Origin of the sequence: Blastococcus carthaginiensis, assembly GCF_030731085.1 — a bacterium.
GTDB classification, from domain to species: Bacteria; Actinomycetota; Actinomycetes; order Mycobacteriales; family Geodermatophilaceae; genus Blastococcus; species Blastococcus carthaginiensis.
In genome coordinates this window covers 22,577-41,477 of record NZ_JASNFN010000008.1, presented here as the reverse complement: position 1 = coordinate 41,477, position 18,901 = coordinate 22,577, and the positions used below count along the sequence as shown (strand labels likewise).

19 protein-coding genes and 2 tRNA genes are annotated in these 18,901 nt (G+C 74.5%); 12 read left to right on the top strand and 9 right to left on the bottom strand.

Going from position 1 to position 18,901, the window contains the following annotated elements:
- Nucleotides 1–1,347, bottom strand: a complete 1,347-nt coding sequence (locus QOZ88_RS08675) for a threonine/serine exporter family protein (RefSeq protein WP_305999388.1) — start codon at nt 1,345–1,347, stop codon at nt 1–3.
- Between the two features lie 181 nt (nt 1,348–1,528).
- On the opposite strand from QOZ88_RS08675, the gene QOZ88_RS08670 reads away from it, so the two are divergent.
- The gene (locus QOZ88_RS08670; RefSeq protein ID WP_305999387.1) at nt 1,529–3,118 is read left to right on the top strand and encodes a BCCT family transporter; all 1,590 of its coding nucleotides are present in this window, start codon (nt 1,529–1,531) and stop codon (nt 3,116–3,118) included.
- A gap of 83 nt (nt 3,119–3,201) precedes the next feature.
- Nucleotides 3,202–3,275: transfer RNA gene (locus QOZ88_RS08665), tRNA-Met, on the top strand.
- Between the two features lie 74 nt (nt 3,276–3,349).
- On the opposite strand, the gene QOZ88_RS08660 is transcribed toward QOZ88_RS08665, so the two are convergent.
- Nucleotides 3,350–3,889 (bottom strand): hypothetical protein, encoded by a 540-nt coding sequence (locus tag QOZ88_RS08660; protein ID WP_305999386.1) that lies wholly within the window; start codon nt 3,887–3,889, stop codon nt 3,350–3,352.
- Nucleotides 3,890–4,005: 116 nt separating this feature from the next.
- Here QOZ88_RS08660 and QOZ88_RS08655 point away from each other — a divergent pair.
- From QOZ88_RS08655 to QOZ88_RS08640, 4 genes are all read left to right on the top strand, one after another.
- Nucleotides 4,006–4,082: transfer RNA gene (locus QOZ88_RS08655), tRNA-Met, on the top strand.
- 133 nt (nt 4,083–4,215) lie between these two features.
- On the top strand, nt 4,216–5,532 hold the full coding sequence (locus QOZ88_RS08650; protein WP_305999385.1) for a cytochrome P450: 1,317 nt from the start codon (nt 4,216–4,218) through the stop codon (nt 5,530–5,532).
- Nucleotides 5,529–5,747, top strand: a complete 219-nt coding sequence (locus tag QOZ88_RS08645) for a ferredoxin (protein WP_305999384.1) — start codon at nt 5,529–5,531, stop codon at nt 5,745–5,747. The genes QOZ88_RS08650 and QOZ88_RS08645 overlap by 4 nt, the downstream gene beginning before the upstream one ends.
- A gap of 8 nt (nt 5,748–5,755) precedes the next feature.
- Nucleotides 5,756–6,046: a GNAT family N-acetyltransferase gene (locus tag QOZ88_RS08640; RefSeq protein WP_305999383.1), complete on the top strand. Its 291-nt coding sequence runs from the start codon at nt 5,756–5,758 to the stop codon at nt 6,044–6,046.
- Between the two features lie 54 nt (nt 6,047–6,100).
- Here the strand turns inward: QOZ88_RS08640 and QOZ88_RS08635 are convergent, their stop codons facing one another.
- Nucleotides 6,101–6,610: a VOC family protein gene (locus tag QOZ88_RS08635; RefSeq protein ID WP_305999382.1), complete on the bottom strand. Its 510-nt coding sequence runs from the start codon at nt 6,608–6,610 to the stop codon at nt 6,101–6,103.
- A gap of 92 nt (nt 6,611–6,702) precedes the next feature.
- On the opposite strand from QOZ88_RS08635, the gene QOZ88_RS08630 reads away from it, so the two are divergent.
- The gene (locus QOZ88_RS08630; RefSeq protein WP_305999381.1) at nt 6,703–7,581 is read left to right on the top strand and encodes a polysaccharide pyruvyl transferase family protein; all 879 of its coding nucleotides are present in this window, start codon (nt 6,703–6,705) and stop codon (nt 7,579–7,581) included.
- On the opposite strand, the gene QOZ88_RS08625 is transcribed toward QOZ88_RS08630, so the two are convergent.
- Together QOZ88_RS08625 and QOZ88_RS08620 are read right to left on the bottom strand one after the other, a co-directional pair.
- Complete coding sequence (locus QOZ88_RS08625; protein ID WP_305999380.1) at nt 7,559–8,440, bottom strand: glycosyltransferase family 2 protein; 882 nt, start codon at nt 8,438–8,440, stop codon at nt 7,559–7,561. The genes QOZ88_RS08630 and QOZ88_RS08625 overlap by 23 nt on opposite strands.
- 58 nt (nt 8,441–8,498) lie before the next feature.
- A complete protein-coding gene (locus QOZ88_RS08620; protein WP_305999379.1) occupies nt 8,499–8,942 on the bottom strand; it encodes a helix-turn-helix domain-containing protein in 444 nt (147 codons plus the stop codon).
- Nucleotides 8,943–8,997: 55 nt separating this feature from the next.
- On the opposite strand from QOZ88_RS08620, the gene map reads away from it, so the two are divergent.
- The 3 genes from map to QOZ88_RS08605 all read left to right on the top strand — a co-directional run bounded on the left by map (nt 8,998) and on the right by QOZ88_RS08605 (nt 11,552).
- Nucleotides 8,998–9,768: a type I methionyl aminopeptidase gene (gene map / locus QOZ88_RS08615; RefSeq protein WP_305999378.1), complete on the top strand. Its 771-nt coding sequence runs from the start codon at nt 8,998–9,000 to the stop codon at nt 9,766–9,768.
- Between the two features lie 43 nt (nt 9,769–9,811).
- Complete coding sequence (locus QOZ88_RS08610; protein ID WP_305999377.1) at nt 9,812–10,129, top strand: antibiotic biosynthesis monooxygenase family protein; 318 nt, start codon at nt 9,812–9,814, stop codon at nt 10,127–10,129.
- A gap of 64 nt (nt 10,130–10,193) precedes the next feature.
- Nucleotides 10,194–11,552 (top strand): RNA-guided endonuclease InsQ/TnpB family protein, encoded by a 1,359-nt coding sequence (locus tag QOZ88_RS08605; RefSeq protein WP_305999376.1) that lies wholly within the window; start codon nt 10,194–10,196, stop codon nt 11,550–11,552.
- Nucleotides 11,553–11,630: 78 nt separating this feature from the next.
- Here the strand turns inward: QOZ88_RS08605 and QOZ88_RS08600 are convergent, their stop codons facing one another.
- The 4 genes from QOZ88_RS08600 to QOZ88_RS08585 all read right to left on the bottom strand — a co-directional run bounded on the left by QOZ88_RS08600 (nt 11,631) and on the right by QOZ88_RS08585 (nt 16,407).
- A complete protein-coding gene (locus QOZ88_RS08600) occupies nt 11,631–12,779 on the bottom strand; it encodes a cystathionine gamma-synthase (RefSeq protein ID WP_305999375.1) in 1,149 nt (382 codons plus the stop codon).
- Nucleotides 12,776–14,185: a cystathionine beta-synthase gene (locus QOZ88_RS08595; protein ID WP_305999374.1), complete on the bottom strand. Its 1,410-nt coding sequence runs from the start codon at nt 14,183–14,185 to the stop codon at nt 12,776–12,778. The genes QOZ88_RS08600 and QOZ88_RS08595 overlap by 4 nt, the downstream gene beginning before the upstream one ends.
- 76 nt (nt 14,186–14,261) lie before the next feature.
- Nucleotides 14,262–15,434, bottom strand: coding sequence for a zinc-dependent alcohol dehydrogenase (locus tag QOZ88_RS08590; RefSeq protein ID WP_305999373.1), 1,173 nt, complete (start codon nt 15,432–15,434; stop codon nt 14,262–14,264).
- Nucleotides 15,435–15,459: 25 nt separating this feature from the next.
- Entirely contained in the window at nt 15,460–16,407 is a 948-nt protein-coding gene (locus tag QOZ88_RS08585; RefSeq protein ID WP_305999372.1) for an SRPBCC family protein, read from the bottom strand.
- 101 nt (nt 16,408–16,508) lie between these two features.
- Here QOZ88_RS08585 and QOZ88_RS08580 point away from each other — a divergent pair, with 101 nt between their 5' ends.
- Together QOZ88_RS08580 and QOZ88_RS08575 are read left to right on the top strand one after the other, a co-directional pair.
- On the top strand, nt 16,509–17,561 hold the full coding sequence (locus QOZ88_RS08580; protein WP_305999371.1) for an aldo/keto reductase: 1,053 nt from the start codon (nt 16,509–16,511) through the stop codon (nt 17,559–17,561).
- A complete protein-coding gene (locus QOZ88_RS08575) occupies nt 17,558–18,895 on the top strand; it encodes an FGGY family carbohydrate kinase (RefSeq protein ID WP_305999370.1) in 1,338 nt (445 codons plus the stop codon). The genes QOZ88_RS08580 and QOZ88_RS08575 overlap by 4 nt, the downstream gene beginning before the upstream one ends.
- The last annotated feature ends 6 nt before the right edge of the window (nt 18,896–18,901 follow it).

Below are 18,901 nucleotides of genomic sequence, written 5' to 3'. Positions count from 1 at the left end.
TCAGGCGCGCGAGGCCTGGCTCCGGTGGTCCGACCGGCTCCTGGGGCGTACCCCGCGGGCCTGGACCAGGCCGGTCAGGCGCCGTTCGCCGGGCAGGCGGGTCCGCCGCAGGGCCTGGGCCACGTACTCGCCGAGCAGCGACCCGGCGGCCAGGGCCAGGCCGACGGTGATCGCCGTCCCGAGCAGCGCCATCCCGCCCAGCGTGTCGCCCTCGGTCAGCCGGCGGAGGCCGCGGTAGATCGTGAGGCCGGGGAGCAGGGGGATGATCCCGGCGGCCACGTAGACCAGCGCGGGGACGCGCTGGCGGGCGGCCAGGACGAAGCTGCCCAGACCGATGACGACGGCGGCGGCCGCCGTGGCGAGGGTGACCGTGAGCCGCAACTGGTCCAGCCCGACGAACACGGCCCAGCCCAGCGCGCCGGCGGCGGCCGCGGGGGCCAACGTGCGCCGGGGGGCGTGGTTGGCGACGGCGAACGAGCCCGAGATGGCGGCCGCGGCCACGAGCTGCAGCGGTACGTCCGCCAGCCCGACCGACGGCGGGTCCCACATCGCCACCGGGACCCCGAGCCGCACACCGATCGACAGGCCGACCGCGACCCCGCTGATGATCCCGGCCGTGAGCAGGAATGTCTCGAACGCCCGCGCACTCGCCGTCACGTAGAAGCCGGTGATGGCGTCGTGCACCGCGCCGACGAGCGTGACACCGGGCAGCAGCAGCACGATCCCGCCGGCCACGACGAGCGAGGGGCGGACGCCGATGTCCGCGGCGACCAGCGCGAGCGCGACCGCCGTGGCGATCAGGCCACCGACGGCGTTGAGGAAGAAGGCGGGCAGGCCGCGCCGGCCCAGCCGGTCGATGGCGAGGTCGACGAGGACGGTGGCCCCGAACGCGGCCGCCGTCACCGCGGCGCCGGCGCCGAGCAGCACGGCCACCGCAGCGGCCAGCAGCGCCCGCGCCCCGGTCACGACCCACCGCCGGTAGGGCTGCCGGCTGGCGGCGACCGACTCCAGCCGGCGGTCGGCCTCCGCCGGGGTGACCCGGCCCGCGGCCAGGTCGCCGACCACGTTGTGGACGGCGGTGGCGCGCGAGTAGTCCAGCTCCCGCTGCTGCACCAGGCGCAACCCGCTGACCGCCCCGGCGTCCTCCGCGGCGTGGCCGGAGACGGTGATCGACGTGAACGTGATGTCGCACTCGACCCGCCGGAGGCCGCAGGAGCGGGCCACGACCGTGCAGGTGGCGGTCACCTCGGCCGCGCTGGCCCCCGCGGAGAGCAGCAGCTCGCCCGCCCGGAGGGCCAGGTCGACGGCGCGGTGGGCGTCCTGCGGTGCGAGCGGCTGAGGTGGCACCCGTCCACGATCCCCGACGTGCCGGTCCCGCGGGGGTGGGCCTCGTCACCTGCGGGAAGATGCGGGACCGCGCGAGTGCTGACAACCTGGAACATCGTGCCCGCCACCGGCCTGCTCCGGTAGCGCTCCGGCACGCCGGTGCCACCCGCCGGTCGCCCCCTACTGGAGGAACCCCTCGCCCGTGCGCAGAACATCCGCCGTCTTCTGGGCCTCGCTGGCCATCGTGCTCCCGTTCATCCTGTGGGGAGCCTTCTCCCCCTCGTCGCTCGACTCCGCCGCAGGAGCGGCCCGCGCCTTCGTCGTCGACCGGTTCGGCTGGTTCTACCTGCTGACCGCGACGATCGTCCTGATCGCGGTCATCGCGCTGGCGGCCTCGCGGTGGGGGCGGATCCGGCTGGGGGCGGACAGCGACCGGCCGGAGTACAGCACCCGGTCCTGGTTCGCGATGCTCTTCAGCGCCGGGATGGGCATCGGCCTGGTGTTCTGGGGCGTCGCGGAGCCGGTGTCGCACTTCCTCACGCCGCCGACGGCCGAGCCCGGGACGACCGAGGCCGCCCGGGACGCGCTCCGGTACTCCTTCTTCCACTGGGGCCTGCACCCGTGGGGCATCTACGCGGTCCTGGCGCTGGCCCTGGCCTACGCCCGCTTCCGCCGCGGCTGGAAGGCCACCATCAGCGGGGCGCTGCGCCCTGTTCTCGGTGACCGCGTCGACGGTCCGCTGGGTACCGCGGTCGACACGATCGCGGTGGTGGCCACCGTCTTCGGCGTCGCGACGTCGCTCGGCCTGGGGGCCGCGCAGATCAACGGTGGCCTCGCCTCGCTGAGCGACGGCATCGCGATCGGCTCGGGCGTGCAGCTGGCGATCATCGCGGTGGTCACCGTCCTCTTCCTGATCTCCGCGCTCTCCGGCATCAACCGCGGGATCAAGTGGCTGTCCACCGCGAACGTCGTCCTCGCGATCGCGCTCTTCGCCTTCGTGCTCTTCACCGCCTCGTCCGGCCGGCTGGTGGGTGCCTTCACCACGACCCTCGGCAGCTACTTCGCCGAGCTCCCCACCCTGAGCCTGCAGACCGGCCCCTTCGACGCCCAGCGGTCGGAGTGGATCAACGGCTGGACCATCTTCTACTGGGCGTGGTGGATCTCCTGGTCGCCGTTCGTGGCGACGTTCATCGCGCGCATCTCGCGCGGGCGCACCATCCGCGAGTTCGTCATCGGCGTGCTGGCGGTGCCCACGCTGGTCAGCGGGCTGTGGTTCTCGGTGTTCGGCGGCGCCGGCATCCTCGCCGAGCAGGAGGGCGCCGAGCTCGCGGGCCAGGCGACCGAGTCGCAGCTGTTCGCGCTGCTGGACACCCTGCCCGGCGGTGTGATCGCCGGGATCGGGGCGATGATCCTCATCGTCACCTTCTTCGTCACCAGCGCCGACTCGGCCACCTTCGTGCTCGGCTCGCTCAGCAGCCGCGGCGGGCAGGACCCGGCACGCATCGTCAGCGTGGTGTGGGGTCTGGTCATCTCCGCCTCCGCCGCCGTGCTCCTGGTCAGCGGGGGCCTGGGCGGGGTGCAGACCGCGTCCATCGTGGCCGCGTTCCCGTTCGCGATCGTGCTGCTCCTGGTGCTGGTCTCGCTGGCCAAGGGGCTGGCGCAGGAACCGCGCATCCCGCGCCGGGCGCCGGAGGAGACGCCGCCCCCGGTCACGACGGCGCCGGCCGACGGGCACGCCACGGCCGGTGCGACGGCCGCACCGGCGACGGCGGGCACGTCCCGCAGCTCCTGAGGTCCCGCCGGTCCCTCGGTCGCACTCCGACCGAGGGGCCGGCGACCGGCCTCCCGCGCCGATGCGGTAGCGTGGCGGCACAGCGCGGGGTGGAGCAGCTCGGTAGCTCGCTGGGCTCATAACCCAGAGGTCGCAGGTTCGAATCCTGTCCCCGCTACGAAGTGCAGAGGCCCTCCCGGATCCGAGTCGGATCCGGGAGGGCCTCTGTCGTCCGCGGCGTCGGTCGTGCGATCAGTCGCCGGCGGCTTCGTCGGAGGCGTGGTCGTTCCCGCCGAACACCCGGGCGGCGACCTCGCGCCGGGTCGTGGTGAGCCAGCTGTGCTGCCGGTTCGCCTGCTCGACGAGCCCGTCGAGCTGGTCGGCGTCCAGGCGGTCGTCGACGTCGGCGACCTCCCGGAGGCTCTCGAAGCCGCTGCGCTTGGCGCGGACGGCGGAGGCGAGGAACTCGAACTCCACCAGGTCGCTCAGCGGCGAACGGGTGACCAGGCGGCCGTTGAGCTTCAACCGCGAGACCTTCTCGCCGAGCCAGAGCGCCACCTGCTTGTGCCGCCGCACCGGGAGGCCCAGGTCGTCCATGATCGCCCGCAGCGCGGCGTTCTCCTCGTGCAGCTCGGCCAGCAGCGTCTCCAGCTCCGACGCGTAGCGAGTGCCCCGGTGCACGTTGATCATCCGCCGCACCAGCTCCATGCCCCCGACCGAGGCAGCCAGGTGGTCGTTGAGGTAGATGGCCAGCAGATCGGTGTTGCGCAGGCCGGCGGGCGGTGGGGACACGGGACCTCCTGGGGGCGAGCAGCTGGTCACAGTGTCGCGGTCGCCGGGGCGCTGCGCGCGCGAGGCCGCCCGGACGTGGGCGCCCGGCCGGGGGCGTGTACCGTGGGTGTCACCGACGCGGGGTGGAGCAGCTCGGTAGCTCGCTGGGCTCATAACCCAGAGGTCGCAGGTTCGAATCCTGTCCCCGCTACCACGACGAAGGCCCGGCCACCGGTGGTGGCCGGGCCTTCGTGCATCCGCGGGAGGAGCCTCGCAGGGGTGTGTTGTGTGTCACCCCGATTCTCTCTAGCGTGCGGAGGACGACCGCCGCCCAGAGAGGACCTCCCGTGTCCGTCGACGCCGCACCAGCACCGGGTACCGCCCCGCAGCCCCGCAGGGCGGGCGCCGCCGACCTCGGCATCGACCTGTCCGACCGCGACTTCTGGTCGCGCCCGCCGGCCGAGCGGCACGCCGTGTTCGACCGGCTCCGCGCCGAGCGGCCGTTCGCCTTCTTCGCCGAGCCGGAGATCCCCAACCTGCCCAGCGGGCCGGGCTACCACGCAGTGACCCGCTACGCCGACCTCGAGGCGATCAGCTCGCAGCCCGCCGTCTTCTGCTCGGGCGAGGGGGCGGTCTCCATCCAGGACATCCCCGCCGACCTGAACGAGTTCTACGGCTCGCTGATCAGCATGGACGACCCGCGGCACGCCAAGATCCGCCGCATCGTCGCCAAGACCTTCACCCCGCGGATGCTGGAGCGGGTCGTCGACTCGGTGGCGGGCATCGTCGACGACGTCCTGGCCCGCGTGCGCCGGCAGGCGGCCGAGGGCGACGGCACCTTCGACGTCGTCGCCGATCTCGCCGCACCCATCCCGCTCCGGGTCATCTGCGACATGATGGGCGTCCCCGAGCAGGACCGGGCGATGGTGCTCGCCAAGTCCAACGTCATCCTCTCCGGTGGCGACCCGGAGCTCGTGGAGGACGAGGAGGACCCGCTCACCGGGGTCCTCATGGCGGGCATCGAGCTGGCCGCGCTGATGGAGCGGCTGGCCGCCGAGCGCCTGGAGCGCCCGACCGACGACCTGACGACGGCGCTGGTGACCACCGAGGTCGAGGGGGAGAAGCTCACCCACCAGGAGATCGCCTCGTTCTTCATCCTGCTGCTCGTGGCGGGCAACGAGACCACCCGCAACGCCATCTCCCAGGGGTTGCTGGCGCTGCAGGAGCACCCCGACCAGCGGGCCCGCTGGATCGCCGACCCCGGCCTCACCCGCACGGCGGTCGAGGAGATCGTGCGGTGGACCAGCCCGATCACCTGGATGCGCCGCACCGCAACCCGCGACGGAGAGGTGAACGGCCACCCCTTCACCGCGGGGGACAAGTTCCTCCTCTTCTACACCGCCGCCAACCGCGACCCCGAGGTGTTCGCCGACCCGCACCGCTTCGACCTCGCGCGCGACCCCAACCCGCACGTCGGGTTCGGGTCGAAGGGGCCGCACTTCTGCCTGGGCGCGCACCTGGCCCGGCGGGAACTGGCGGTCACCTTCGCCCGGGTCTTCGAGCAGCTGCCCGACCTGGAGATCACCGGTCCGCCCGCCCGGCTGCGGTCGTCGTTCGTCAACGGGCTCAAGCGGCTCCCGGCCCGGCTGGCGGACAGCCGGTGAGCCGCCTGGCGGCCGACCTGGAGCGCTGCGTCGGGGCCGGCGCCTGCGAGGCGCTGGCGCCGGACCTGTTCGAGGTGGGCGACGAGGGGACGGTGACGGTGCTGCGCCCCCACCCGGAGGGCGGTGAGCTCCGCGACGCCGAGGAGGCGGTGCGGCAGTGCCCGACCCGCGCGCTGCAGCTGGTCGCGGAACAGCCGGCTCCCGCGGCGGGTTGACCGCGGGCATGGAGACCACCGTCACCGACGTCCCCGAGGCCGACCGGTTCGAGATCCGCGACGGCGACCGCGTGCTGGGGCTGACCGCCTACGAACGCCGCGGCGACACCCTGGTGTTCACGCACACCGAGATCGACCCCGACGCCGGGCAGTCCGGGCTGGGCAGCACCCTCGTGCGCGCCGCCCTCGACGAGGTGCGGTCGCGCGGTGGGTCCGTCGTGCCGCGCTGCTCGTTCGTGGCCGGCTGGATCGAGCGGCACCCCGAGTACGCCGACCTGGTGGCCGACCAGGACCGCTGACGGCCCCGTCCCGAGGCGCCGCGAGCGTACGAGCGGTGAGGAGGACGGGGTCCTTCAGAGGACCTTGGTGCCGTACATCTCGCCGAGCGGGTCGGCGATGAGCTCGATGCGGGCGCCGTCGGGGTCGCGGAAGTAGACCGAGACACCGCTGTGCACCTCGTGCGCGACGCCGGCCTCGGTGAGCCGGCCGACCAACTCCTCCCAGCGCTGCGGGTCGACGCTGATCGCCATGTGGTGCAGCCCGCCGAGCACCTCGGCGTACGCCCCGACGTCCAGACCGGGGAAGTCGAAGAACGCCAGCAGGTTGCCGTTGCCGATGTCGAAGAAGAAGTGCGAGGAGCCGGGGTAGTCGCGGTTCTCGATCAGCTCGGTCAGCGGGAAGCCCAGCACGTCCTGGTAGAAGCGCACGGTCCGCTCGACGTCGCTGCTGAGGAGTGCGGTGTGGTGCAGCCCGCGCGCGGTGGAGGGCGGCCGGGTGCCGGCCGGGCGCAGGTGCGTGGCCCGGATGCGGTCGCGCTCGGCCTCGAGGGCCGGCAGGTCGCGGTCGTGGTCGGTGGTGCTCACGGCGTCTCCTCGACGGTCGGCGGTGACCGGCACAACCCGTGGGACCGTGATCTCGTTCCCTGCGGATGCCCTCGACGCACCAGGCTGCCAGGGTGGAGGTCGTGCGTGTTCTCGTGGCCGGGTGGTTCAGCTTCGACGAGGTGATCGCCACCGTCGGCGACGAGCTGGGGGCCGAGGTCGTCACCGGCTGGCTGACCGAGCTCGGCGTCGACCACGACGTCGCCTGGGCGCCGTACCTGGAGCGGGGCGTGCACTGGCGCGACGTCGACCCGGCCGACTACACGCATCTGGTCTTCACCACCGGGCCCGTGGGTGACCTGCCGGGCCTGCGCGACCTGACCGCCGCGTTCGCCGGGGCGCAGCGGTGGGCGGTCAACGTCTCCGTCGTCGACGAGGCCGCCCGCGCGATGTTCGACGCCGTGTGGGAGCGGGACGCCCCCGGCGTGAGCCGGCCGGACCTCGCGATCGAGGGCCCGGCGGCGGATGCCCCCGTCCTCGCCGTCGCCTTCGCCCCGCTGCAGGGTGAGTACGGCGACCGCAGCCGGGCCGACCGCATGCGCGGCGTCATCGAGGAGTGGCTCGCCTCCCGGGCCCTGCCGTGGTTCCCGATCGACACCGACCTGTACGACAAGCCGCACCCCCGCAGGCCGGCGCAGGTGGAGGCCCTCCTCCGGCGGTGCGACGTCGTGCTCAGCATGCGCCTGCACGGGCTGGTGCTCGGGCTCAAGCACGACCGGCCGGTCATCGCCTGCGACCCGATCGCCGGCGGCGCCAAGGTGAGCGGCCAGGCCCGCGCGCTGGACTGGCCGCTGGTGCTGGAGGCCGAGGACGTCACCGCCGCGGCGCTGGACGCGGCGTTGTCCCGCTGCCTCTCCGGCGAGCTCACCGGGGCGGTGACCCGCTCCCGGGGCCGGGGAGCGGCCGGGACCGAGGACGCGCGGCGGTGGTTCACGGCCCGGCTGAGGGGCTGAGCGGCCGCTGCGCCAGGGCGAACCGCCGCTCCACCTCGGCCGGCACCGGCCGCCGCTGCCGCAGCGCAGCGGGCAGCCGGCGGGCCCAGCCGCGCAACGCCGCCCGCGCAGCCGGGTCCGACGGCACCCGCCGGGCCAGCCGGGCGGTGGCGGCCAGCGCCACCGGGAGCGGCCGGCGCAGCCAGTCGACCAGCAGGTCGTTGCGGGTCTGCAACGTCCAGCGGCGCGCCGGGACGGTCGGTGGACCGGCCGGGTCGTGCCAGGCGACGACGTCGTCGGCGAAGCTCTGCTGCCACCCCGCGGCCGCGAGCTCCAGCGCCAGCAGGTGCTCCTCGCCGCCGAAGAACAGCAGCGGTGAGAACCCGCCGACCGACAGGTACGCCTCGCGGCGGAGCACCGTGGCGAAGGCCGGGTAGCTCAGCACGTCGGGCCCCGGGGCCCCCGGCGTCGTCCCCAGGACGGCGGCCCGGTGCTTGTGGGTGACCGCGTCGACCGACCCGTCGCCGGCCATCCGCACCCGGCCGGCGAGGAGGGCGACCCCGGGGTGGTCGTCGAGCAGGTCGGCGGCCCGGTCGAGGGCGCCGGCCTCCCACCACGAGTCGTCGTCGGCGAAGGCGACGTAGGGCGTGCCGGCCCTCCGGACGCCGACCGTGCGCGCCACCGCCCCGCGGTTGACCGGCAGCTCGACGACGGTCACGCCGGGGTGCCGGGTGCGCACGGCGGCCGCGGTGCCGTCCGAGGAGCCGTTGTCGACGACGACCACCGGGTGGACGCCGTCGTCGAGGTGGGCGAGCGACCGGAGCAGGGAGTCGCGCCGGTCGCGGGTGGCGACGACGACGGTCGCGCGGGAGGAGGTCACCCGCTCCTGCGTACCGTGCCGGAGCGGTCCTCGAACCCGCCGAGGGGCGCCTCTTCGTCTACGGGTGCGCGCCGGCAGCCCTGGCCGGCCGCACCACCGGGGGCACTGCCCGGTCCGCCACCAGGTGCTCCCGGGCAGTTGGTGTCTGCCCAGCCGGTGTGGGCAGAGAGCGACTGTCCCCGGACCATCGTCGTGGGTCTCGACCGACCGCGTCCGGCCGGCCGCGATGGCGCATCGCGGTCGGCGCCGGTCCGTCGACGGGCTCGGCCAGCAGCGCGACCAACCGGTCCAGCGGCAGCCCGACGGAGTGGGCCAGCGCTGCGACGGTGAAGAAGGCGGGGGTCGGCACACGCCCGGACTCGATCTTGCGCAGCGCCTCCAGGCTCACCCCGGAGGCCGCCGCCACCTCCGCCGGGGGGCGGGTGCCGCGCGCCTCGCGCAGGAGTGCGCCCAGCCGGCGGCCGCGCTCGCGCTCCTCGGGGCTCAGCGGCGGTCGCACCATGGGCGTGATAGTAATACCGGGATAGCTTTACCGGAAGCGTCCGAGGAGGGCCACCGTGATCGAACTGCGCACACCCGGCGAGCTGGACGCGATGCGGGCCGCCGGTGCGGTGGTCGCCGACATGCACGCCGCGGTGCGGGCGCTCGCGGCACCGGGGGTGCGGCTGACGCAGCTCGACGCCGTGGCCCGCGACGTCCTGGCCGACGCCGGCGCCACCTCACCGTTCCTCGGCTACGCGCCGCTGCCCACGACGCCGCCGTTCCCGGGCGTGCTGTGCCTGTCGGTCAACGATGTCGCGCTGCACGGCATCCCGACTCCCGATGTGCTCCAGGACGGCGACCTGCTCAGCGTGGACGCCGGTGCGGTGCTCGACGGCTGGGTCGGCGACGCCGCGATGACCTACCCGGTGGGCACGCCGCGGCCCGGGGACCTCGCGCTGGTGGAGACGACCGAGCGCGCGCTGGCGGCCGGCATCGCGGCGGCCGTCGTCGGCAACCGGGTGGGCGACGTCTCCGCCGCCATCGGTGCGGTCGGCCGGGCGGGTGGGTGCGGCATCAACACCGACCAGGGCGGCCACGGGGTGGGGCGCACCATGCACGAGGCGCCGTCGGTGCCCAACGAGGGCCGCGCCGGCCGCGGGGTGCCGCTGCGCCCGGGCCTGGTCATCGCCATCGAGCCGTGGTTCCTCGCCGGGGGCAGCGATGACTACACGATCGACGCCGACGGCTGGACCCTGCGCAGCGCCGACGGCAGCCGGGCCGCGCACGTCGAGCACACGGTCGCGGTGACCGCGGACGGCCCGCGCATCCTCACGGCGCCGCGCTGAGAGCCGCCGCGGCAGCCCACCGGCGGGCCGTACGGTGCACGCCGTGATCCTCGAGCACGCAGAGCTGTCCGTGACTCCCGGCCGCGAGGCCGAGTTCGAGGCGGCGTTCCGGTCCGCAGCCCCGATCATCTCCGCGTCGCCGGGCTTCCGGCGGCTGCTGCTGTCCCGGTGCGTGGAGCGGGAGAACGTCTTCCTCCTGCTCGTCGAGTGGAACAGCATCGAGGACCACACCGAGGGCTTCCGCGGCTCGCCGGGGTACCAGGAGTGGCGGCGCCTGCTGCACTCCTTCTACGACCCGTTCCCCGTGGTCGAGCACTTCCGCCCGCTGTTCATCGTCGGGCCGACCCCCACGGGGGCCTGACACTCAGCCCCCCTCACGATCCAGGTGAGATGAACTGTCGGCCCTACCCGGCACTATTCCGGGTGTGAGCCACGGCGCGGTGCGGGTGCGCCTGGATGTGACCGACGTCCAGGCCGGGATGATGCTGCGCGCCGCTGGCGCCCGCCGGTTTGCGTGGAACTGGGCGGTCGCCAAGGTCAGGGCGAACGCCGACCAGTGGGCAGCTGAGGCGACCTATGGCATCGACAAGCCCCACCGCGTACGGCCACTGTCCTTCTTCACCCTCGCCAAGCGGTGGACGGCGGAGAAGCCCGCCGTCGCGCCGTGGGCGGGTGAGCACTCCACCTGGACGTTCCGGTATGCGATCCGGGATGCGGCCAACGCCCACCAAGCGTTCCTCGCCGGCAAGCGGCGGTTCCCGCGCTTCAAGTCCCGGCACCGGGACCGGGCCCGGTTCACCGTCCGCGACGGGCTGGCGCTCGAGGCCGGACGGGTCCGCCTGGCCAAGTACGGCTGGGTGCGCATCACGGCGGCGTGCCCGCAGCAGGCGAAGCTGCGGCGGCTGCTCCGCCGCGGGCATGCCGCGCTGCAGCACATCACCGTGGCCCGGCACTCCGACGGGCACTGGTACGCGACGGTGAACTTCGATCGGCAGGTCCGGGTGCCGGCCGAGCAGCGCCCCTCGCCGGTCGGGCCGGTCGTCGGCGTGGACCGCGGGGTGAAGACGGCGGCCGTCGTGGCGACCGCCGACGCTGCGCTGGTCGCTGAGTTGCCCGCGTCGCGGGCGCTCCGGGACAGGCTCCGCCAGGTCAAGCACCTGCAGCGCGCGCTGTCCCGTGCGAGCAAGGGCTCGGCGAACCGGCGCAAGGCCGTGGCGCGGCTTGGCCGGGCGCATGCCCGCGCGGCCGCGGTTCGAGCCGAGGCGCTGCACGGCTTCACCGCGAAGCTGGCCCGCGAGCACGGTGCCGTGGTGGTCGAGGAACTGGCGACGGCGAACTTGATGCGCAACCGGCACCTGGCGGCCGCGATCGGTGACCAGGGCTGGGCCGAGTTGGCCCGGCAGCTGACCTACAAGACGGCCCGTCGCGGCGGGCAGTGCATCGTCGTGGACCGATGGTTCGCGAGCTCCAAGACGTGCTCGGCGTGCGGTGCGGTGAGACCCAAGCTCACCCTCGCCGAGCGCACCTACCGCTGCGGCAACGGCGCCTGCGGCCACGTGGCCGACCGGGACGTCAACGCCGCGGCCAACCTCGCCGCCTGGGGCGAGCACACGCTGGGCATCTGCCCGTGCGTGACCCAGGCCGGGGACCGCCACCCGAGCGGCCCGACAGCCGAGCAAGCTCGGCATGCCTGCGGAGGGTGGGTGTCAGGACCAGCCTTACGGGCTGCTCCGGTGCCGCCCGATGAAGCAGGAACCAGCCGGCCACCCGTCAGCGTGGCGTAAGAACTGGATGCCCCGGACAGGGGCGCTCACGACGGTCGACGATGCTTCGGCATCTCACCTAAATCGTGAGGGGGGCCCTCAGCCCAGCGCCTGCTCGAGGTCGGCCACGAGGTCGTCGACGTCCTCGATGCCGACCGAGAGGCGGACCAGGTCGGCCGGCACCTCCAGCGGTGACCCCGCGGAGCTGGCGTGCGTCATCCGCCCCGGGTGCTCGATCAGCGACTCCACACCCCCCAGCGACTCGGCCAGTGTGAACAGCCGGGTCCGCTCGCAGACCCGCAGCGCCGCCTCCTCGCCGTCCCGCAGCCGGAACGAGAGCATCCCGCCGAAGCCGGACATCTGCTTCGCCGCGACCTCGTGGCCGGGGTGCTCGGGCAGCCCCGGGTAGAGGACCGTCGCGACGTCGGGCCGGCCGAGGAGGAACTCCGCGATCCGGGCGGCGTTGGCGCAGTGCCGGTCCATCCGGACACCGAGGGTCTTGATCCCGCGCATCAGCAGCCAGGCGTCGAAGGGGCCGTTGACCGCGCCCATCGCGTTCTGGTTGTAGACGAGCTGCTCCGCCCAGTGCGCGTCGTTCGTGACCAGCGCCCCGCCGACGACGTCGGAGTGCCCCCCCAGGTACTTCGTCGTCGAGTGCACGACGACGTCGGCACCCAGGGTGAGCGGCTGCTGGAGGTAGGGCGAGGCGAAGGTGTTGTCGACGACGAGGACGGCGCCGTTCTCGTGCGCGATCTGCGCCAGCGCGGCGATGTCGGCGATGTTCAGCAGCGGGTTGGTCGGCGTCTCGCACCAGATCACCCGGGTGGAGGGCCGGGCCGCCGCGGTCCGCACGGCGTCGAGGTCGCCGAGGTCGATCGGCTGGTAGCCGACGGCCCACGGGGCCAGCACCCGGGAGATGAGCCGGAACGTCCCGCCGTACGCGTCGCCGCCCAGCAGGATGTCGTCACCCGGCTGGCACAGCGTGCGCAGCAGGGTGTCCTCGGCGGCCAGCCCGGAGGCGAAGGCCAGCGCCGTCGATCCCTGCTCCAGGGCGGCGAGCTGCTGCTGCAGCGCATCGCGGGTGGGGTTGCCGCTGCGGCTGTACTCGTAGCCTCCCCGCAGCCCGCCGACGCCGTCCTGCTTGTAGGTGGTGGTCAGGTGCAGCGGCGGGATGACCGCGCCGGTGGCCGGGTCCGGGTCCTGCCCGGCGTGGATGGCGCGGGTGTTGAACCCGGGGGAGGCGCTCATCGCTCGACCGTAGGCGCCGGGCGGGGCGATGACACACCGGCGAGGTGGCCCAGCACGTCCTGCCGGGTGACGACGCCGGCGGGCTTGCCGTCGACGTGCACGAGCAGCGCGTCGGCCGAGCCCAGCTGGGCGACCGCGGAGCTCACCGCCTCGCCCGAGCCGACGATCGGCAGCGGTGGGCTCATGTGCTTCTCCACCCGGTCGGCCAGCGAGGCGCGGCCGGCGAAGAGCGCGTCGAGGAGCGTCTTCTCGTCGATCGAGCCGACGACCTCGCCGGCGGTCACCGGGGGCTCGGCCCGCACGACCGGCAGCTGGCTGACGCCGTACTCGCGCAGGATGTCGATGGCGTCGCGGACGGTCTCGTTCGGGTGGGTGTGCACCAGCGTCGGCGTCTCGCCGGACTTGATGTGCAGCAGTTCGCCGACGGTCTCGCCGCCGGTGGCCTCGACGAATCCGTAGTCGGCCATCCACGCGTCGTTGAAGATCTTGCCCAGGTAGCCGCGGCCGCCGTCGGGCAGCAGCACCACGAGGACGTCGTCCTCGGTGAGCCGCTCGGCCACGCGCAGCGCCGCGACCACCGCCATGCCGCAGGAGCCGCCCACGAGCAGACCCTCCTCGCGGGCGAGCCGGCGGGTCATGGCGAACGAGTCGCCGTCGGAGACCGCGACGATCTCGTCGGCGACCTCCTGGTCGTAGGTGCTGGGCCAGAAGTCCTCGCCCACGCCCTCGACGAGGTACGGGCGGCCGGTGCCCCCGGAGTAGACCGAGCCCTCGGGGTCGGCGCCGATGACCTGCACCCGGCCGCCGGACGCCTCCTTGAGGTAGCGGCCGACCCCGCTGATCGTCCCGCCGGTGCCGGCTCCGGTGACGAAGTGGGTGATCCGGCCCTCGGTCTGCGCCCAGATCTCCGGCCCGGTCGTCTCGTAGTGCGAGCGCGGGTTGTTCGGGTTGGAGTACTGGTCGGGCTTCCAGGCGCCGGGCGTCTCGCGGGCGAGCCGGTCGGACACCGAGTAGTACGACCGCGGGTCGGCCGGATCGACGGCGGTCGGGCAGACGACGACCTCGGCGCCGTAGGCCTTGAGCACGTTGATCTTCTCCTGCCCGACCTTGTCCGGGCAGACGAAGATGCAGCGGTAGCCGCGCTGCTGGGCGACCAGGGCCAGGCCGATGCCGGTGTTGCCGCTGGTGGGCTCGACGATCGTGCCGCCCGGCTGCAGCTCACCGCCGGCCTCGGCGGCGTCGACCATGCGCACGGCGATCCGGTCCTTCACCGAACCACCGGGGTTGAGGTACTCGACCTTGGCCAGCACGAGCGGCGCGTCCGGGCCCAGGTGGCGGGTCACCGACGACAACCTCACCAGCGGGGTGTTGCCGACCAGGTCGACGACGGACTCGGCGTACTGCACGGTGGTGCCTCCTCGGAGCCCCGGGCCGGCCGCGTTGCCGGCCCCGGTCACCCCCCATCCCACCAGATGCGGCGGGTCAGGGCTTGAGGACGACCTTGGTGCAGTCGTCCTCCTTGTCCCGGAACATCCGGTAGCCCTCCGGCGCCCGGTCCAGCGGCAGGGTGTGCGAGATCAGGAAGGTCGGGTCGATCTCGCCGTCGCGGATCTTCTCGTACAGCGGCTTCAGGTAGCGCTGCACGTGCGCCTGCCCGGTGCGCACGGTGAGCGACCGGTTCATCAGCGAGCCGACCGGGAACTTGTCCATGAGCCCGCCGTAGACCCCGATGATCGAGACGGTGCCGCCGTTGCGGCAGGCCATGATCGCCTCGCGGAGGGCGTGCGGCCGCTCGGTCTCGGCCATGACGGCGGTCTTGGCCCGGTCGTAGGCGTCGACCGCGGTGGTGGGGTGGGTGGCCTCCAGCCCGGCGGCGTCGATGCACCCGTCGGGGCCGCGGCCGGCGGTGAGCTCGTCCAGCGCGTCGAGGACGTCGACCTCCTCGTAGTCCAGGACGTCGGTGGCGCCGGCCTCGCGCGCCTTGTCCAGCCGGTAGCCGAACCGGTCGATGGCGATGACCCGCTCGGCGCCGAGCATCCTCGCGCTCGCGACCGCGAACAGGCCCACGGGCCCGGCGCCCCAGACGGCGACGACGTCGCCGGGGGAGATGTCGCACATCTCCGCGCCCATGTAGCCGGTCGGGAAGATGTCGGAGAGGAACAGCACCTGCTCGTCGGTGAGGTCGTCCTCGACCTTCAGGGGGCCGACGTCGGCGAACGGCACGCGGGCGTACTCGGCCTGCCCGCCGGGGTAGCCGCCGACCAGGTGGGAGTAGCCGAAGATGCCGCAGGGGGAGTGGCCCCAGAGCTTCTGCGCCATGCCGGCGTTCGGGTTCGAGTTCTCGCAGACGGAGAACAGGCCCCGCGCGCAGGCGTTGCAGGCGCCGCAGGCGATGGGGAACGGCACGACGACGCGGTCGCCGACGCGCAGGTTCGAGACGCCCCTGCCGAGCTCGACCACCTCGCCCATGAACTCGTGGCCGAGGATGTCGCCCTTCTTCATCGTCGGGATGAACCCGTCGTAGAGGTGCAGGTCGGAGCCGCAGATGGCGGTGGAGGAGACCTTCACGATCGCGTCGCGGTCGTTCAGCAGCTGCGGGTCGGGGACCTCGTTGACCTCGACGTGGTTCTTGCCCATCCACTGGGTGGCGCGCACGGGGTGGTCCTTCCGGTCGGCGGGGTCAGGAACGGGGTGCGGCGGGCTGCTGCTTCGCCATCCGGCGGGCCAGCGGGCCCTCGGGGGTGCCCTCGGAGCGGACCACCTGCCCGGTCTCGAGGATCTGCTTGAAGCGCGCGAGGTCGTCGCGGACCTGCTGGTCGGGGGCCTCGCCGAACAGCTTCGCGACCGCCTTGCCGGCCGTGCCGCCGGGCTGCGCGTAGGCCAGCCGCACGCGCACCTCGGTGCCCTGGTCGCCGGGGGCCGGGCGGAACTCGACGACGCCGGCGTTCTCGACGTCCGCACCCGGCAGTGACCGCCAGCGGATCCGCTCGCCCGGGGACTCCTCGACCACCTCGGCGTCCCACTCCACGGTGCGCCGGCCCGGCGCCTCGGCGACCCAGTGCCAGCGCCCGATGCCGGCGGGGCGGACCTCGCGGACGTGCGCCATGAACTCAGGCAGCCGGGTGAAGTCGTGCCAGCGGGCGTAGACCTCCTGGGGCGGCTTGTTCACGGTGGCGGCCGCCGAGACGTCGATCGCGCTCGTCCACGGGGCCGAGGAGGGCAGCAGCTCGCGGGCGGCGCTGCGGCTGCCGGCCCGGCGGGACCGCGCGGCGGTGAGCAGGTCCAGCGCGGCCAGGGCGGCGACGGCGGCCGTGGCGGTGCGCAGCCGGCGGCCGCGCTCACCACCACGGTTCGACAGGGCCACGCCCATGGCGGTGAGGTCGACGGCGTCGCCGGCCACCCGGGTCCAGGCCCAGCCGGGCCGGCCGGCGAGCAGCGGCAGGGCGTGCAGCAGCTCGCGGGCGCCGACGAGCGGGATGAGCGACAGCGCGGTCGCCGAGTCGTCGACGCCGGAGAACCGCGCGACGCCCTTCGGGTCCCGCAGCATCGCGACGCCGAGGCCGGTGCTGGCGAGACCGAGGACGCGGGCGGTGCGGCGCGGACCGGGACGGGTGCGGCTGGAGCTCATCGGGTCCTCCGGTAGGTCGGTGCCCGCACCGGCTACCCGGGGGCCCGGCGGGGAAACGGGGGCGGTGGCGGACGACGCGACGCGCGGACGAGGATGCGGCCATGCCTCCCGCCACTTCTCCCGTCGGTACCCGCACGCTCGGCCGCGACGGCCTGACCGTCTCCGCCCAGGGCCTGGGCTGCATGGGGATGAGCCAGATGTACGGTGCCGCCGACCGCACGGAGTCGATCGCGACCGTCCACCGCGCGCTGGAGCTGGGCGTGACCTTCCTGGACACCTCCGACGTCTACGGCAGCGGCCACAACGAGGAGCTGGTGGGCGAGGCGACCGCCGGGCGGCGCGACGAGGTGCAGCTGGCGACGAAGTTCTCGCTGTCCCGGACCCCGGACGGCGGGGTGCGGATCGACGGCCGCCCCGAGAACGTGCGGGCCTGCGCCGAGGCCAGCCTGCGCCGGCTGCGGGTCGAGGTGATCGACCTCTACTACCAGCACCGGGTCGACCCGCGGGTGCCGATCGAGGACACCGTCGGCGCGATGGCCGAGCTGGTGGCCGAGGGCAAGGTCCGGTACCTCGGGCTGTCGGAGGCCAGCGCCGCCTCGATCCGCCGCGCGGCCGCCGTGCACCCGATCGCGGCGCTGCAGAGCGAGTGGTCGCTGTGGACCCGCGACCCGGAAGTGGCCGGGGGCGGTGGGGCGGGTGGCGACACGGTGCTGGCCGTCGCCCGGGAGCACGGCATCGGCATCGTGCCGTTCAGCCCGCTCGGCCGCGGCTTCCTCACCGGGGCGATCCGCAGCCCCGGGGACTTCGGCGAGGACGACTGGCGGCGCGGCCACCCGCGGTTCACCGGCGAGGCGTTCACCGCCAACCTGCGGCTGGTCGACGCCGTCCGGGCCCTCGCCGGGGAGAAGGGCGTGACCGCAGGGCAGCTGGCGCTGGCCTGGGTGCTGGCCCAAGGCCCCGACGTCGTGCCGATCCCCGGCACCAAGCGCCGTGCCTACCTGGAGGAGAACGTGGCCGCGGCCGCCGTCGAGCTCTCCGCCGAGGACCTCGCGCGGCTCGACGCGATCGCGCCCCCGGGGGCGGCGGCCGGCGGACGGTACGTGGACAGCAGCTACGCCTACGGCGACAGCCCGGAGCGCCGGCCGGCGCCGTGACCGGGGTGTTCCTCGGGGCGGACCTCGGCACCAGCGGGCTGAAGCTGGTCGCGCTGGACGACGACGGCGCCGTCGCGGCGGAGGCGGAGGCGCCGTACGCGTACGACCGGCCGGCGCCGGACCGGGCGGAGATCGACGTCGCCGTCTGGCGCCGGGCGTTCGACACCGCCCTCGGGGAGCTGCTCCCCGCGCTGCGCGGGGCCCCGGTGCAGGCACTGGGGCTGTCCGGGCAGATGCACGGCGCGGTGCTCGTCGACAGTGCCGGGCGCGCCCTGCGCCCGGCACTGCTCTGGCCCGACTCCCGGGCCGGCGCGGAGCTGACCCGGTGGCTCCGGCTGCCGAGGGACGACCGCGCCGCGCTGGCCAACCCGCTCGTCCCCGGCATGACCGGGCCCCTGGTCGCCTGGCTGGCGGTGCACGAGCCCGCGGTGGTCGGGCGCGCCGCCACGGTGCTGCTGCCCAAGGACGCCCTGCGCGCCTCCCTCGTCCCCGACGGGCCGCTGGTCACCGACCGCAGCGACGCCTCGGGGACGCTGCTCTGGGACGTCCCCTCCGACGCCTGGTCGGGCGCGGCGGCCCGCGCGGCCGGGCTCCCCTTCGAGCTGCTGCCGGCGGTCCGCCCCTCGGCGGAGGTGGCCGGGACCACGCCGCTCGCCGCCGGCGAGGTGCCCGTCGTGGTGGGCGGCGCCGACACCCCGCTGGCGCTGCTGGCGGCCGGGACGGCCGAGGGCCTGCAGGTGAACCTCGGCACCGGCGCGCAGGTGCTGCGCCCGGGCTGGTCGCCGCAGCCGGTCGAGGACCCGGTGGTGCACGGCTACGCCGACGTCGAGGACGGCTGGTACGCGATGGCGGCGCTGCGGAACGGCGGCTCGGCCTGGGCCTGGGTGTGCGACGTCCTCGGCCTGACCTGGCCGGAGCTGTTCGCGGCCGCCGCGTCGGTGCCCGGAGCCGGGGGCGTGGTCTTCCGCCCCTTCCTCACCGGCGAGCGCGGGGGAGTGGCCGGGCCCGACGACCGGGCCGGCTGGGACGGGCTGCACCCGGGGACCACCCGGGCGCACCTGGCGCGGGCGGCGGTCGAGGGCGTCGTCCGCGCCGTGGCCGCCGCCGCGGCGCTGCTCGGGGGGCCCGGCGACGGACCGGTGGTGCTCACCGGCGGCGGGGCCCGCAGCGCCGTCGTCCAGCAGCTGCTCGCCGACGAGCTCGGCCGACCGGTCCGCCCCCTCGCGCTGCGCAGCGCCTCGGCGATCGGGGCCGCGGTGCTGGCGGCGCGGGGGGTCGGAGCCGACGTCGTCCCGCAGCGGGCGGCGGAGGTGCTGGTGGCGCCGCGCCGCTGAGCCGGC